Here is a 14,334-nt window from a genome sequence, read left to right as displayed (position 1 = left end):
CGGCTCAGCCGATCGCGTCGACGGCCGCCTGCGCCCGCCGCAGCGTGTCCTGCGCCGTCGCGTCGTTCTTCTCCAGCGACCCGCGCAGCGTCCGGATGATCGTCCGGACCTCCGCGGCGACCCGGTTCCACCGGGCCTCCTTCGCCGCGTACTCCTCGGACACGCCCGTCGCGAGGTAGTCGGCCATCGCCGACTTCACGTCCCGGTCGCGCTGGTCGATCAGCGCCTCGAGGCGCGCGGCGACCGCGTTGAAGTTGTCCTGCGCCGCGGCCGACGCCGCCAGCTCGAAGTCGCGCCGGTCGATGCTGTTGCCCGTTGCCATGTCTGCCCCCTCAGCCCTTCGCCGAACCGAAACGGGCCGCGTCGAACGAGGACGCGCCCTCGCTCGCCCGCGTCTCGTCCGCCATCTGCGCATCGCCCTCGACGAACGAGCGGTCCATGCCGGAGATGCCGGTGAGCACCGCGTTGAGCGCACCGTTGAGCTCGATCGCGATGCGGTCCGTCTCGCCCTTGAACGTGTCGAACGCCGCGCGTCCCGCGCCGTTGAACTTCCCCTGCAGCGGCTCGGCCGCCGCCGCGAGCTCCTTCACGAGCGCGCCCAGGTCCTCGCTGGAGGAGGACGTCTTCTTGGTCAGCGTCGACAGGACGTCGGACCCCATGGCGAACTTCACGCGGTACCCCCTTGATGGTTCAGCGGGGGGTGCCCCACGACGCCCCCGGGGACGCATCCTGGCAAAGAACCGCCCGGATGCCTACCGCTCTCCACCGATCCTGTGCATGAACGCGCGAGGATCACCCGTGAGTGGGAAACCCCAGGTTGATCCCGCCGTGGCTCGGGTCGAGCCACCGCGTGGTCACGACCTTGCCGCGCGTGAAGAAGTGGACGCCCTCGGCACCGTGGGCGTGGGAGTCGCCGAAGAGGCTGCTCTTCCAGCCGCCGAACGAGTAGTAGGCCATCGGGACGGGGATCGGGACGTTGATGCCCACCATGCCGACCTCGACCTCGTACTCGAAGCGCCGCGCCGCGCCGCCGTCGTTCGTGAAGATCGCCGTGCCGTTGCCGTACGGGTTGTCGTTGATGAGGCGCAGGCCCTCCTCGTACCCGGGCACGCGCACGACGGACAGCACCGGTCCGAAGATCTCCTCGCGGTAGATCGACATCTCCGGTGTGACGCGGTCGAACAGCGTCGGGCCGAGCCAGTAGCCGTGCGCGTCGCCCTCAGGCACGACGTCGCGACCGTCGACGACGAGGTCCGCGCCTTCGGTCACGCCCGCGTCCACGTGGCCGCGCACCTTGTCGCGGTGCTGGGCCGTGACGAGCGGGCCCATGTCGCAGCCTCGGCGACCGTCGCCGGTGCTCAGACCGGCCATCCGCTCGGCGATCTTGGCGACCAGCTCGTCGGCGACGGACTCGACCGCCACGAGGGCGGAGATGGCCATGCAGCGCTCCCCCGCGGAGCCGAAGCCGGCGTTCACCGCGGCGTCCGCGGCGAGGTCGAGGTCGGCGTCCGGCAGCACGAGCATGTGGTTCTTCGCGCCGCCGAGCGCCTGGACGCGCTTGCCGTGCGCCGTGCCCGTCTCGTACACGTACCGCGCGATGGGCGTGGAGCCCACGAACGACACCGCCTTGACGTCGGGGTGCGTGAGCAGCCCGTCCACCGCCTCCTTGTCACCGTGCAGGACGGTCAGCACGCCGTCGGGCAGCCCCGCCTCCTTCCACCACGCCGCCATGAGGTTCGCGGCGGACGGGTCCTTCTCCGAGGGCTTGAGGACGACGGCGTTGCCCGCGCCGATGGCCACCGGGACGAACCACAGCGGCACCATCGCCGGGAAGTTGAACGGCGAGATGACGGCGACGACGCCGAGCGGCTGGCGGACCGAGTGCACGTCGACCCCGGTCGAGACACCCTCCGAGTGCCCGCCCTTGAGCAGGTGCGGGATGCCGCACGCGAACTCGACCACCTCGAGGCCGCGCGTCACCTCGCCGACCGCGTCGGAGAGCACCTTCCCGTGCTCGGCCGTGATCACCGCGGCCAGCTCCTCCTTGCGCGCGTCGAGGATCTGGCGGAAGGAGAAGAGCACGCGCGTCCGCTGCGTCAGGGACGCGCGGTGCCAGCCGTCGGCGGCCTTGACGGCCGAGGCCACCGCCTCGTCGACGACGCCGGCGTCGGCGAGGAGGACGTCCGCCGTCTGCCGTCCCGTCGCGGGGTCGTGCACGGGCGCCGTTCGTCCGGCCGGCCCTGACCACTCGTCGCCATTGATCCAGTGGGAGATGCGCTCCATGGCGACGAGTATGAAACGTCCCTGGATGTCCTGGCTACGGTATCCGTTGGCCAATCCCGGTCGAAACGCTGGCCGACCGACGACCCCGAACGGCCCGGCGAGCCCTCTCGACCCGCCGCCCCCACCCCGCACCATGCTCGTCCGCCGAGTGAGCGGGTGGCCCGCGAGCTAGAGGGCTGGGACCCGCTGTCTCGCGTGTGACCCGCTGACTCGCGTGCCTGTCTGTGCCGACGACGGCACCCCGGGGCACCCCGCCGTAGGGCTCGTCCACAGGCGTCGGCGGCTGCGCCCGCGGACGGGCGCCCAGGTCCGGGAGGGTCTCCGCATGGCCCGTCGCCCCGGCTCACCCACCCTCGCTCCCCTGGACGTGGACCGGCTGCCGCGGATCCATCGCAGCTCCGCCCATCTTGCCGGGGCACCGATGACGATGGTCCGCACCGGGCAGTGGTACCGCGTCCGCCGAGGCGCCTTCGTGGACGCCGACTCCGTGCCGGACGAGCCGTACGCACGCCGGCGGGCGATGGCGCTCGCCGCGACGGTCGCCGTCGGCCGGGACCTCACAGAGCATCGCGTCGTGTCACACCGCTCCGCGGCGCTCCTGTGGGGCCTGCGCCTGGTCGCCCTCCCGACCGCCGTCCACACCACCGGCACCGTGCCCCCGTGCGACGACCACGCGGACGACGTCGTCCGGCACGTCAGCACGGTCCCCGACGACGACAGGACCGAGATCGGCGGTATCCCCGTGACGAGCCTCGCCCGCACGGTGCGCGACTGCCTGCTGACGGCCGACGACGGCGCCTCCGCGCTCGTCGTGCTCGACGCAGGGCTCCGCGCGGGCCTGGCTCCGGACGAGGTGGCAGGCCAGGTGGCGCGAGCGGCACGTCGGCGGGGTGTGCGGCTGGCCCGCGCCGTGGTGCCGTTCGGTGACGACGGGGCCGAGTCCGTCGGTGAGAGCCTCGCCCGCGCCGCGCTCCTGGCGCTCGGCCTGCCTTCTCCGCTCACCCAGGTGCGCGTCCGGACGGCCGAAGGTGACTACTGGTCGGACCTCGGCTGGCCCGAGTGGCGCACCCTCGTCGAGTACGACGGCCAGGTGAAGTACACGGCTGACCAGGGCGTCCAGGCGCTCCTGACGGAGAAGAGGCGCGAGGACCTGTTGCGGGGAGAGGGCTGGACCGTCCTCCGACTGGACCGTCGCGATCTCCGCAGCGACGCCCTCCTCCTGGAGCGTCTCCGGCGCGTCCTCCCACCCGGTGCCACCGCCGGCCTGGACCCCCGGCCGTGGTTCCACCGGCGGAGCCCTCGGCTCGCCAGATAGCGGGTTCGACGCGAGTCAGCGGGTTGGATCCCCCTATCTCGCGTGGCAGCCACTAACTCGACGACGGGCGACGGGAGGTGAGGGGGTGGGGAGGTGAGGGGGGTTGGGGTGGGAGCGGTCAGGCGTCGAGGTGGCGGACCAGGTCCTCGGCCGCGCCCGTGTAGGTCGCGGGCGTCATCGCCGACAGGCGCGCCGCGACGTCGTCGGGCAGGCCGAGGCCCGCGACGAACGCGCGGAGGTCCTCGCCGGTGATCCGGCGCCCGCGCGTCAGCTCCTTGAGCCGCTCGTACGGCTGGTCCATCCCGGGCACCCCGGCGATGCCCGCCGCGCGCATCGCCGACTGCACGGCCTCGCCGAGCACCTCCCAGTTGGCGTCGAGGTCGCGCTGCATCGCTGCGGGGTCGGCGTCGAGCCCGGCGAGCCCGCGCCGCACGTTGTCGATCGCGAGCAGGGAGTGCCCGAACGCGGGACCGATGTTCCGCTGCGTCGTGGAGTCCGTCAGGTCGCGCTGCAGCCGGGAGGTCACCAGCGTGGCCCCGAGGGTGTCGAGCAGCGCGCAGGAGATCTCGAGGTTCGCCTCCGCGTTCTCGAACCGGATCGGGTTGACCTTGTGCGGCATGGTCGAGGACCCGACCGTGCCCTGGCCGCGGACCTGCGCGAAGTACCCGAGCGAGATGTACGTCCACACGTCCGTGGCGAGGTTGTGCAGCACCCGGTTGAACCGCGCGACGTCGGCGTAGAGCTCGGCCTGCCAGTCGTGGGACTCGATCTGCGTGGTCAGCGGGTTCCACGTCAGCCCGAGGTGCTCGACGAACGTCCGCGACACCGCGACCCAGTCCGCGCCCGGCACCGCCGCCAGGTGCGCCCCGTACGTCCCCGTCGCCCCGTTGATCTTGCCCAGGTACTCCGCACCCTCGATCCGGCGCACCTGCCGCTGCAGCCGGTGCGCCAGGACGGCGAGCTCCTTGCCGAGGGTGGTCGGCGTCGCGGGCTGGCCGTGCGTGCGGGCGAGCATCGGCACCCCCGCGTGCTCGCGCGCCATGGTCGCGAGGTCGCCGACGACGCCGCGCGCCGCCGGCAGCCACACGTCGCGCACGGCGCCCTGGACCAGGAGCGCGTAGGAGAGGTTGTTGACGTCCTCGCTCGTGCACGCGAAGTGCACGAGCTCGGTGACGTCCGGCAGGACCGTGTCCTCGCCGAGCAGGTCCGGCGCCAGCTCGAGGCGGCGCTTGAGGAAGTACTCGACGGCCTTGACGTCGTGGACCGTCACCCGCTCGGTCTCGGCGAGCTCCGCGACCGACTCGGCGTCGAACGTCCGCACGACGTCACGCAGGTACTCGCGCTCCTCGCTGGACAGCGTCGGGGCGCCGGGCACGACGTGGTGCGACGTGAGGTGGATGAGCCACTCGACCTCGACGTGCACGCGCGCCCGGTTGAGCGCCGCCTCGGACAGGTGGTCGACCAGGGGAGCCACCGCACCGCGGTAGCGCCCGTCGAGGGGCCCCAGGGCGATCGCCGGCGTCACGTCGGCGAGGTGCACGCGCTCGTCCCGGGCGGTCGGAGCGCCCGTGGCGCCGGTGCCGGCGTCGGTGGTGGCGGCGGAGTCGGGCGTGGTGTCGGGCTGGCTCTGCGACATGCCGCCGATCCTCCCACCAGGGCGGCGGCCGACGGCGGCGCGTCCGTCCTGCGGCTGTCCCGTCGGCGCGCCCGGGCTCGGCCTCCGCCCTAGGGTCGATCGCGTGGTGACGCGGGTCGGGGCGTACGCGGTGGTCGTGCACGAGGGAGGTCTGCTGCTCGCGCAGCTGACCGCCCGGGAGGGGCGGCGGTGGACCTTGCCCGGGGGCGGTCTCGACCACGGCGAGGCGCCCGAGGACGCCGCGCGGCGCGAGGTGCTCGAGGAGACCGGGTACACCGTCGCCCTCGACGGGCTGCTCGGGGTCGACTCGCTCCTCGTACCGGCCGAGCGGCGCCTCGACGGCGAGCGCGAGGACCTGCACGCGGTCCGACTGGTGTACCGGGCGCACGTCGTCGGCGGGGAGCTGCGGCACGAGGTCGACGGGAGCACGGAGCGGGCCGCGTGGATCCCCCTCGCCGGGCTGGCCGACGTGCCGCGCGTCGAGCTCGTGGACCGGGCGCTGGCGATGGCTGGACCGCTGCCGCGATGACCTGCACCGGTCGCGGGCCGGGGCGGGGACCCACCACCGTCCCGGCACGACGACGGCGCGGGCTCAGGTAGCCCGCACCGGAGACGGGGTTCGTCGTCGCCGATCCGACGATCGAGCCCGCCACGCTCGCGGTGCTCGCCGAGGGGTTGCGCTGCAGGACCAGCGCCGCGGCCCCCGCGACGTGGGGCGCGGCCATCGACGTGCCGGAGATCGTGCTCGTCGCGGTGCGAGACGTCCGCCACGCCGACGTGATGCCCTGCCCCGGCGCGAAGAGGTCGAGGCACCGGCCGTGGTTCGAGAAGGACGCGCGGGCGTCGCTGCTCGCCGTCGCACCGACCGTGATCGCCGCGGACGCTGCACGGCGAGCCGACCGGGCCTGCCGGCGCACGGAGCCGTGTCGGACGCGTCGTGGATGATGGCGGGGTGCAGGGGACACCGGGGGCGTGGACCGGCGGCGGACCCGCCGTCAGCACGTCGCCGCGCCTGGAGCGCTCCGGCGCCCCGCCGTGGCGCGCGCTCGCCGTCGTCGTCCTCCTCGGCGTCGCGGTGCTGGCGTCCGCGCTGGCGGGGCCCTGGTCCCCCCAGCTCGCCGACGGCGGTCAGGTCACCGTCGACCGGCAGGCGCCTCCCCCGGTGATCCCGACCACCGAGCCGCCCGCCGAGGTGGTGCAGGAGCCCGCCGCCGAGCCGGCCGAACCGCCGGACGTGCCCTGGCTGCGGCCGCTGCTCGTCACGGCGACCCTGCTCGGCATCGCGCTGCTGCTCCTGCACCTCGTGCGCCGCTTCCTGCGTGCCGCCGAGGACCCCGGCACCGAGGAGGCACCCGAGCGGCCGGGAGCCGGCGCCCCCGGCCGCGACGTCCGGCCCCCCGACGTCGCCGCGCTCCGCGAGGGGGTCGCGGCAGCCGCCGCACACCTGCGCTCGACCGCGCGCCCCGTCGACGCGGTCGTCGCCGCCTGGGTCCGGCTCGAGGAGGCGGCCGCGGCGTCGGGGCTCCCGCGCGACCCGGCGTCCACGCCGACGGAGTTCACCCTCGCCGTGCTGGACCGGACGCGAGCCGATCGAGACGCGACGCGCACCCTGCTCGACCTGTACCTCCGTGCGCGCTTCGGGGAGGAGCACCTCACCGCCGACGACGTCGCCGCCGCGCGCCGCGCGGTCGACCTCCTGGCCGCCGCGTTCACGCCCGACGCGGAGCCACCGGGATGACCGGGGAGCAGGCGCACCGGGTCCGGCTGCCGCTGCGCCGGGGGCGGAGGGGCGAGCGATGAGCAGCGCCGGGCGCGCACGGTTGCGCGTCGCCGAGCGCCTCGCGCTGCCCCTGACGACGGGCACGGCCGTCCTGGTCGTCTGCCTGGTCATGCGGATGGCTCCGGGAGACGCCGCCGCGGCCGCCGTCGGCACCGTCGGGATCACGCTCGCGCTCCGGATGCTCGACAAGGGCGACGAGCACGCCTTCCCGCCCGGCTCGACGCGGGACACCGAGGGGAGCCGACGCGACGTGGCGCACCTGACGTGGTCCTTCGTCGGACGGGACGGGCGGGTCTCCGAGGCGGCGGTCCGGCGGCTGCGCGCGGACGCCCGACGACGCCTCGCCCGCGCGGGCGTGACCGTGCCGCCGGGAGTCCTCGGCTCCCCACCGGACGAGGCGGCCCACGCCGACGCCACGGCCACTCAGGCCGTGGCCGACGCCCGCGCGCTCCTCGGCGAGCCCGCGTGGACGGTGCTCACCGACACGGGAGGGTGGCTGCCGACGCTGGCCGAGGTGGAGCAGTGCGTCGAGGCGATCGAGCGCCTCGCCCCTGCAGGACGCGTCCCGCCCGGGACGACATCCCCTGACGGAAGGACGACGACGTGACCGAACCGACCCCCGAGTCGCGGACCGGCACGCCGCCACCGGCCGGGATGACCCCCGGCGACGTCGCGCGCGCGTGCAAGGCGGTGCTCGCGGAGGTGGGCACCGTCGTCGTCGGCATGCACGACGCCCTGCGGGTGGCGCTGGCCGCGGTGCTCGCCAGCGGGCACGTCCTGTTCGAGGACGTGCCCGGGCTCGGCAAGACCCTCGCCGCGCGCAGCCTCGCCACCGCGCTCGGCCTGGAGTTCCGCCGCATCCAGTGCACGCCGGACCTCCTGCCCGCCGACATCACCGGCTCCTCGGCGTGGGACCCCGCGACGTCGTCGTTCGTGTTCCGGCCCGGGCCCGTGTTCACCGGGCTGCTCCTCGCGGACGAGATCAACCGGACGTCACCGAAGACCCAGTCCGCGCTGCTCGAGGCCATGGCCGAGCGGCAGGTGACGGTCGACGGCCGGACCTACCCGATGCAGCGCCCGTTCCACGTCATGGCGACGTCGAACCCGGTCGAGTACGAGGGCACGTACCCCCTGCCCGAGGCGCAGCTGGACCGCTTCATGGTGCGGATCGGCGTCGGCTACCCGGACGCCGACGCCGAGGTCGACGTGCTGCAGCGACGCCTCGACCGGCGCCGCGAGGAGGCGACCGTGCGGCAGGTCGTCGACGCGCGCACCCTGCTGGCGATGCAGGCCGGCGTGGAGGGGGTGCGGGTCGACCGCGACGTCGTCCGCTACTGCGTCGACCTGGCCGCCGCGACGCGCCGTCACGACGCGGTGGAGGTCGGCGCCTCGCCCCGGGGGTCGCAGGCGCTGCTGCTCGCCGCCCGCTCGCTCGCGATCATCGAGGCGCGGCGCTTCGTCGCCCCGGAGGACGTCAAGGCGGTCGCCGTGCCGGCGCTGGCACACCGGCTGACGCTCACGCCGGCGGCGTGGGCGTCCGGCGTCGGGGCGGAGACGGTCGTGCGCGACGTCCTCGCCGGCGTACCGGGACCGACGACCGTGCCCACGGGCGGCTGAGGGGGCCCGCGACGTGACGACGGGGACGGCGTGGGCCGTGGGCGTGCGGCTGGTGTGGGGCGTCGCCGTCGGTGTCCTGCTGCTCGTCGCCGGCGCGCTCGGCGGGCGTCCGGACGTCGCGCTCCTCGGCGTCCCCCCGCTCCTCGCCGGGCTGTGGGCCGCGCTGTCCCGGCCCCGCGGGGAGGTGTGGGCGGACGTGGCCCCGCTGCCGTCGGGCGCCGGCACGCTGCGCGCCGCCGTCCGTCTCGTGGCACCGCCCGGTACCGAGGCGGTGCGGCTGCGGGCCCGCCGGGTCGGGCACCGCGACGTCGAGGCGCTGGTCGCCGTCCCGCTGACGCGGAGCGTGCCGGTGCGTGCCACCTCCGTGCGCACCGGGCCGCAGGAGCTCGCCCGGGTCGACGTGCAGGGGCTCGGCCTCGGCGGCGACCTCACCGCGCCGGTCTCCAGCACCGGAAGGGCCACCGTCACCGTCCTGCCCCGCGCGGGGACCCTCGCCGCCCTCCCCCTGCCGTTGCGCCTGCGTGGCCTCACCGGCCAGCACGGCTCGCGGCGACCGGGTGACGGCGGTGACCTGCGCGACGTGCACCCGTGGCAGCCCGGCGACTCCCTGCGCCGCGTGGACTGGCGGGCGACGGCGCGACGGTCGCCGCGGGGCGAGGAGCTCTACACCCGCCGCACCTTCGCGCTGGCCGAGGCGCACGTGACCCTCGTGGTCGACTCGCGCGACGACGTCGGTCCGGATCCCGCGACGTGGAGCGGAGCACGCCCCGTCCGGCCGGACGACGCGACCTCGCTGGACGTGGCGAGGTCCGCCGCGGCGACCGTCGCCCAGGCCTACCTCGGAGCCGGGGACCGTGTGGGGCTGGAGGACCTGGGCGTCCGCCGCCGCACGCTGCGGGCCGGCGGCGGACGCCGCCAGCTCGACCGTGTGCTCCACGGCCTGGCGGTGCTACGCCCCCAGGGGGACCCGGCGCCGCGGGTGCGGGCGCCGCAGCTCCCGTCGGGCACGCTCGTGTGGGTGTTCTCCACGTTCCTGGACGAGGAGGGGGCGCGCGCGGCCGCGCACTGGCGCCGGTCCGGGCACCGGGTGGTCGCCATGGACGTCCTGCCCGCCGTCCGGCGGCGGCACCTCGACACCCGCACCCGGCTCGCGCTCCGGCTCGTCCTGCTCGAGCGGGCGGACCGGCTCGCGGACCTGGTGGCAGCGGGTGTGGAGGTCATGGCGTGGACCGACGACGACGCCTCCGCCCGCCTGCAGCTCCTGGCTCGCCGGTCGCACCGGCGTCCCGGCGTGGGGGTCGGACGGTGAGCCGGGCGGACGAGGACGACCTGCGGCTCCGGCTGGAGCTGCGGCCGAGCGTGCCGGGCTGGGTGGTCCGCGTCGCGGCGGGTGTCACCGTCCTCGGCCTCCTCCTGCTCGACCGCGCGCTCGCGGCGCTCGGCGGGACGGCGGCAGCCGGTGGCCTCGCCGGGTCGGGTCTCGTGGAGCTCCTCCTTCTCGCCGCCGCCGTCGTGGCGGTCTGGCGGCCCACGCTGCCCACCGCGCCCCTCGTGCTCGCGCTGCTCGGACTGCTCGTCCTGTCCGGTCCGGACCTGCTCGACTCCGCTGCGCTCGGTCTCGTCCGCCTCGTGGTCCTGCTCGTCGGCACGCACGTGCTCGCCCGCCTCACGGGCTTGGCCGCGCACACGGGATGGTCCGCGCGGGTCGAGACGGCCGTCGTGGTCCGGTGGCTGGCACCCGTCGTACCGGTGCAGGCGGCTGTCCTCGGCCTGGTCGGCGTCGTGCTGGCGGCCCGCCTCGTGGCGGGCACGGCGCCCTCGGGCGCGCTGCGCCTGGTCGCGGTGGTCGCCGTCGTCGTCGCCGCCCTGGCTGTGGCGCCGTCGGAGTGGTTCCGGCGCCTGCGCCCCTGACTCGGGCGACGACCAGGCACACCCGGCGCGGCGACCCGGGCGCGCCGGGTGCCCGACCGACGGCGGGCCGGTACGGTCGGCGGCCGCAGCCGTCCACAGTCCGCGCGGTCGCCCCCCGTGCTGACGGCCCCCGGCCTCCTAGCGTCCGCCACGACGGGGAGGTCGCATGGGGGGACTGACGCCCGCAGCCGCACGCGAGCTGCGGCTGCTGGAGGAGAGGATCGTCGTGGCGCGACGCGGTGCGACGGGCGGCCGGCGCGACGTGGGTCGCCCGAGCCGGGGACGCGTACCGGCAGGAGATCGACGGGCATCTGATGCGCCTCGACCGGATGCTCGCGGAGCTGGACCACGTCCGGCGCGCGGTGCTGCAGCACACCGGCGCCGCCGACGCCGCCGACGGCACGCCCCGGTGCGCACCATGACTGCCGCACCTGCCTTCGCAGCGCCCGCCCTCGCCGCACCGGGCCCGCCGCAGCTCCCGGACGCGGCGCCACGGACCTGGGACCACGCCGTGTCCGTCCAGGGCGGACCGCGCGGGGAGATGGCCGAGCTGGCCGAGCTCGTCGCAGCGGCCGTCGCCCTCGACGACGCCGCCGAGGCCCTGCGCCGTGCGACGGCGGCGGCATCCCGCCTCGCGGCCATGATCGAGGCGACGTGGGAGCGGTCGCCGGGGACGGCACCCCGCGCGGCCTCGGCCTGCGGGCGGCTGATCACACCGGCGTCGGGCCTGCCGGGGTGCGCCCACGACGTCGGCCGGACCGCCGCCGACGTGCGGACCGCCGTGCGCGGCTACGTGACCGCGGACGGCGCCGCCGAGCGGCTCGTCCGTGCGGCCCAGGTCGCAGGCGGCTTCGCGGTGGGCAGCGCCGGCCCGGCAGGGTGGCTCCTCGCGACCGGCGCCGCCGCCGTCGGCACCGTGGCAGTCGCGCAGCGGGTGGTCATGCTCCGGCTGCTGCGTCGCACCCCCGGCCCGTCCGGCCTCCTGCTCAACGCCCTCAGCTCGTGGACCGGTGAGGTGGAGGGGCCGGCCGGGCTCCTGGGTTGGCTGGTGGTCGGCGACGGCCCGGCACCGGACGTGGACCCCCGCGACGCCCGCGTCCTGGAGTCCCTCCTGCCCTTCGTCGGCGGGTTCGTGCGGGGTGCGCTGCCGGGCCGGGGCCCTGCCGTCCGGGCCCCGGGCGGAGCCGGGCGGGCGTCGATCGCGGTCTCCACGGCAGCGGAGCTCGGTCTCTGGCTCCGGAGGATCCGCCACCTCGCAGGAGTCACGCCCAGCCGGCTCGTGGTGGCGCGCAGCCTCGATCGCCCGCCGGCCGCGTCGCAGGCCGCTCCCCGGGGCGTCGCGGACCTCGTGGGCGGGATCGGGCGCACCTACCCCCGGCGACCGGGCGGACCGGGCGCGGCGGACGCCGGAACGGTCGAGGTCAAGGAGCTCCGGCGCCCGGACGGCACGCGGACCTGGGTGGTCACGCTGCCCGGCACCCAGGAGTGGGGACCGCTCCAGCGGCCGAACCCCTTCGACCTCACCTCCAACCTCGCCCTGATGGAGCGGGCCGCCGACGACGTGACGGCCGCGGCCGTGCGGGCCATGGAGCTCGCCGGGATCCCCCCGGGTGAGCCGGTCGTCCTCGCCGGGCACTCGCAGGGCGGCATCGCCGCTGCGTCCATGGCCGCAGATCCCGCCCTGCAGGAGCGCTTCGACGTCAAGGCGGTCGTCACGGTCGGGTCACCCGTGGGGCACATCGCGCTGCCGCCGGACGTCGTCGGCGCTCACGTCGAGATCGCGACCGACCTCGTCCCCGCTCTCGACGCGACACCGAACCCCGACGGCCCCCACCGCACGACGGTCCGCGTGGACGCCGGACGCGCACCGGACGCGGCGGTGCGCGCCGCGGCGCTCACACCCCTCGGCTCGCACGACGTCGGCACGTACGCGGCCGTCGCAGCGGGGCTCGAGGTTGTCGACGACCCGCGGTGGAGAGCCGGCAGCGCGCCGATCGAGGAGCTCCTCGCCGGCACGACGACGGTCACGACGACCTGGTACGCCGCTGCGCGCGTCCCCGCCCCGGGTGCAGGCGTCGCGCCGGCGGTCCCGTCGGGCGCGGCTCCGGCCGGCATCGCACCGGCCGCGGCTCTCAGCCCTTGCGCTTGCGCGCCCCCGGCACCACGAGGCTGAGCAGGAAGCTCACGACGGCGACGATGAGTCCGGCGAGCAGGGCCGTCCAGAACCCGTCGACCCGCAGGCCGTAGTCCGTGAGCCCCGACAGCCACCCGGTGAGCAGGATCATCAGGGCGTTGACCACCAACGTGAACAGCCCGAGCGTGAGGATGTAGAGCGGGAGGGACAGGAAGGACACGACGGGGCGGACGACCGCGTTGACGAGGCCGAAGACCAGCGCGACGGCGAGGAACACGAGCACCCGGGTCGTCGTGTCGTCCCCGCCGACGACGTCCAGGCCGTCCAGCAGGACGGTCGCGAGCCAGATGGCCGCCGCGTTGATGACGACCCGCACGAGGAAGCTCATGACGTCATGCTTCCACGATCACCGTCGGGCGGGCACCGGATGCGCAGTGGCATCCTGAGCCGGTGACCAGCGCTGCTCCCTCCCCCGCGACCGTCCGCTTCCGCGCCGTCGTCGACCGGATCCCCGCCTACGTCCCCGGCGCCAGGACGGTGGACCCGGACGCGCACAAGCTGTCGTCGAACGAGAACCCGTACCCGCCGCTGCCGTCCGTGCGGGCGGCGGTCGAGCGCGCGGCCGGGGAGATGCACCGCTACCCCGACATGTTCGCGACCGCGCTCGGGGAGGCCCTGGCGGCACGGCACGGCGTCGAGCCGTCGGCGGTCGTGGCCGGCACCGGGTCCGTCGCCGTGCTCGGCCACGTCCTCCAGGCGTTCTGCGACGCAGGGGACGAGGTGGTCCACGCCTGGCGGTCGTTCGAGGCCTACCCGATCCTCGTCCAGCTGCAGGGAGCGGTCAGCGTGCCGGTCCCGGTCGATGCCGAGGGCCGCCACGACCTGACCGCCATCGCGGCCGCCATCACGGACCGGACCCGCGTGGTGCTGCTGTGCTCACCCAACAACCCGACCGGGCCGGCCCTCGGCCACACGGAGGTCATGGAGCTCCTCGCCTCGGTGCCGGCGCACGTCGTCGTCGTCCTGGACGAGGCGTACGTCGAGTTCGTCCGCCTCGCCGACCCGCTCGACAGCCGCGCGGCGCTCGAGGCGCACCCGAACGTCGTCGTCCTCCGCACGTTCTCCAAGGCCTACGGCCTGGCGGCGCTGCGCGTGGGGTACGCGGTCGCGCGGCCGGACGTGGCGCGGGGGATCCGGACCGCCGCGACGCCGTTCGGCGTCAACCACCTCGCCCAGGTCGCGGCGCTGGCCAGCCTGGAGCCGGCGGCCGAGGCGGAGCTCCTCGAGCGGGTCGACGCGATCGTCGTCGAGCGCGACCGTGTCCGCGCGGCCCTATTGGACCAGGGCTGGGCGGTCCCCGACGCGCAGGGGAACTTCGTCTGGCTCGCGACCGCGGACCGCACCGCCGACCTGGCCGTGGACGCCGCCGCGCAGGGACTGCTGCTGCGGCCCTTCGCCGGGGAGGGCCTGCGCGTGAGCATCGGGACACCGGCGGCGAACGACAGGCTGCTCGCGGTCGCTGCCGGCTGGCGCTGAGGCGCTCCTCGGCCGGCGCGCGTGCGGGGCGCCCGTTGGAGGGTGCCCACAAGTGCTGCGGGGAGAGTCTTGTTCGTCCTCGCCACGCGAACCTACGGAGCCGTAGCCTACGCTGGCGTAAC

At 75.6% G+C, this 14,334-nt stretch carries 15 protein-coding genes and 1 pseudogene; 10 read left to right on the top strand and 6 right to left on the bottom strand.

Annotated elements, in window-relative coordinates:
* Positions 1–4: 4 nt before the first annotated feature.
* The 3 genes from LG379_RS00865 to LG379_RS00855 all read right to left on the bottom strand — a co-directional run bounded on the left by LG379_RS00865 (position 5) and on the right by LG379_RS00855 (position 2,283).
* Positions 5–322, bottom strand: coding sequence for a pore-forming ESAT-6 family protein (locus LG379_RS00865; RefSeq protein WP_225752711.1), 318 nt, complete (start codon positions 320–322; stop codon positions 5–7).
* Between the two features lie 10 nt (positions 323–332).
* On the bottom strand, positions 333–671 hold the full coding sequence (locus LG379_RS00860; protein WP_225752710.1) for a hypothetical protein: 339 nt from the start codon (positions 669–671) through the stop codon (positions 333–335).
* Between the two features lie 121 nt (positions 672–792).
* Positions 793–2,283, bottom strand: coding sequence for a CoA-acylating methylmalonate-semialdehyde dehydrogenase (locus LG379_RS00855; RefSeq protein ID WP_225752709.1), 1,491 nt, complete (start codon positions 2,281–2,283; stop codon positions 793–795).
* A gap of 325 nt (positions 2,284–2,608) precedes the next feature.
* Between LG379_RS00855 and LG379_RS00850 the strand changes: the two genes are divergently transcribed.
* The gene (locus LG379_RS00850) at positions 2,609–3,598 is read left to right on the top strand and encodes a hypothetical protein (protein ID WP_225752708.1); all 990 of its coding nucleotides are present in this window, start codon (positions 2,609–2,611) and stop codon (positions 3,596–3,598) included.
* Between the two features lie 118 nt (positions 3,599–3,716).
* On the opposite strand, the gene purB is transcribed toward LG379_RS00850, so the two are convergent.
* Positions 3,717–5,234, bottom strand: coding sequence for an adenylosuccinate lyase (gene purB, locus LG379_RS00845; protein WP_225752707.1), 1,518 nt, complete (start codon positions 5,232–5,234; stop codon positions 3,717–3,719).
* A 103-nt stretch (positions 5,235–5,337) separates the two neighbouring features.
* Here purB and LG379_RS00840 point away from each other — a divergent pair, with 103 nt between their 5' ends.
* Positions 5,338–5,763 (top strand): NUDIX hydrolase, encoded by a 426-nt coding sequence (locus LG379_RS00840; RefSeq protein WP_225752706.1) that lies wholly within the window; start codon positions 5,338–5,340, stop codon positions 5,761–5,763.
* A gap of 100 nt (positions 5,764–5,863) precedes the next feature.
* Here the strand turns inward: LG379_RS00840 and LG379_RS00835 are convergent.
* Positions 5,864–6,151: pseudogene (locus LG379_RS00835) on the bottom strand (S8 family serine peptidase); the annotation flags it as partial.
* 35 nt (positions 6,152–6,186) lie between these two features.
* On the opposite strand from LG379_RS00835, the gene LG379_RS00830 reads away from it, so the two are divergent.
* The 7 genes from LG379_RS00830 to LG379_RS00800 all read left to right on the top strand — a co-directional run bounded on the left by LG379_RS00830 (position 6,187) and on the right by LG379_RS00800 (position 12,715).
* Complete coding sequence (locus tag LG379_RS00830; RefSeq protein WP_225752705.1) at positions 6,187–6,972, top strand: DUF4129 domain-containing protein; 786 nt, start codon at positions 6,187–6,189, stop codon at positions 6,970–6,972.
* A 58-nt stretch (positions 6,973–7,030) separates the two neighbouring features.
* Complete coding sequence (locus LG379_RS00825; RefSeq protein ID WP_225752704.1) at positions 7,031–7,621, top strand: hypothetical protein; 591 nt, start codon at positions 7,031–7,033, stop codon at positions 7,619–7,621.
* 47 nt (positions 7,622–7,668) lie between these two features.
* Positions 7,669–8,631: a MoxR family ATPase gene (locus tag LG379_RS00820; protein ID WP_225753321.1), complete on the top strand. Its 963-nt coding sequence runs from the start codon at positions 7,669–7,671 to the stop codon at positions 8,629–8,631.
* Between the two features lie 13 nt (positions 8,632–8,644).
* Positions 8,645–9,940, top strand: a complete 1,296-nt coding sequence (locus tag LG379_RS00815) for a DUF58 domain-containing protein (RefSeq protein ID WP_225752703.1) — start codon at positions 8,645–8,647, stop codon at positions 9,938–9,940.
* The gene (locus tag LG379_RS00810) at positions 9,937–10,542 is read left to right on the top strand and encodes a hypothetical protein (RefSeq protein ID WP_225752702.1); all 606 of its coding nucleotides are present in this window, start codon (positions 9,937–9,939) and stop codon (positions 10,540–10,542) included. Before LG379_RS00815 ends, LG379_RS00810 begins: the two co-directional genes overlap by 4 nt.
* Before the next feature lie 239 nt (positions 10,543–10,781).
* Positions 10,782–10,964: a hypothetical protein gene (locus LG379_RS00805; protein WP_225752701.1), complete on the top strand. Its 183-nt coding sequence runs from the start codon at positions 10,782–10,784 to the stop codon at positions 10,962–10,964.
* On the top strand, positions 10,961–12,715 hold the full coding sequence (locus LG379_RS00800) for a hypothetical protein (RefSeq protein WP_225752700.1): 1,755 nt from the start codon (positions 10,961–10,963) through the stop codon (positions 12,713–12,715). Before LG379_RS00805 ends, LG379_RS00800 begins: the two co-directional genes overlap by 4 nt.
* On the opposite strand, the gene LG379_RS00795 is transcribed toward LG379_RS00800, so the two are convergent.
* On the bottom strand, positions 12,675–13,064 hold the full coding sequence (locus tag LG379_RS00795; RefSeq protein WP_225752699.1) for a phage holin family protein: 390 nt from the start codon (positions 13,062–13,064) through the stop codon (positions 12,675–12,677). The genes LG379_RS00800 and LG379_RS00795 overlap by 41 nt on opposite strands.
* Positions 13,065–13,126: 62 nt before the next feature.
* Between LG379_RS00795 and LG379_RS00790 the strand changes: the two genes are divergently transcribed.
* Positions 13,127–14,212 carry a histidinol-phosphate transaminase gene (locus LG379_RS00790; protein WP_225752698.1) on the top strand — a complete coding sequence of 362 codons (1,086 nt, stop codon included), beginning with the start codon at positions 13,127–13,129 and terminating at the stop codon, positions 14,210–14,212.
* The last annotated feature ends 122 nt before the right edge of the window (positions 14,213–14,334 follow it).

The organism is Actinotalea sp. Marseille-Q4924 (genome assembly GCF_916618755.1).
GTDB lineage: Bacteria > Actinomycetota > Actinomycetes > Actinomycetales > Cellulomonadaceae > Actinotalea.
The sequence above is the reverse complement of the archived record's forward strand: the minus strand, read 5'-3'. Positions and strand labels throughout refer to the sequence as shown.

What these genes read in the sequence shown, in the direction of transcription:
- LG379_RS00865 (WP_225752711.1), bottom strand. Translation starts at nt 322, where the DNA reads ATGGCAACGGGCAACAGCATCGACCGGCGCGACTTCGAGCTGGCGGCG.
- LG379_RS00855 (WP_225752709.1), bottom strand. Translation starts at nt 2,283, where the DNA reads ATGGAGCGCATCTCCCACTGGATCAATGGCGACGAGTGGTCAGGGCCG.
- LG379_RS00850 (WP_225752708.1), top strand. Translation starts at nt 2,609, where the DNA reads ATGGCCCGTCGCCCCGGCTCACCCACCCTCGCTCCCCTGGACGTGGAC.
- purB (WP_225752707.1), bottom strand. Translation starts at nt 5,234, where the DNA reads ATGTCGCAGAGCCAGCCCGACACCACGCCCGACTCCGCCGCCACCACC.
- LG379_RS00825 (WP_225752704.1), top strand. Translation starts at nt 7,031, where the DNA reads ATGAGCAGCGCCGGGCGCGCACGGTTGCGCGTCGCCGAGCGCCTCGCG.
- LG379_RS00820 (WP_225753321.1), top strand. Translation starts at nt 7,669, where the DNA reads ATGACCCCCGGCGACGTCGCGCGCGCGTGCAAGGCGGTGCTCGCGGAG.
- LG379_RS00800 (WP_225752700.1), top strand. Translation starts at nt 10,961, where the DNA reads ATGACTGCCGCACCTGCCTTCGCAGCGCCCGCCCTCGCCGCACCGGGC.
- LG379_RS00795 (WP_225752699.1), bottom strand. Translation starts at nt 13,064, where the DNA reads ATGAGCTTCCTCGTGCGGGTCGTCATCAACGCGGCGGCCATCTGGCTC.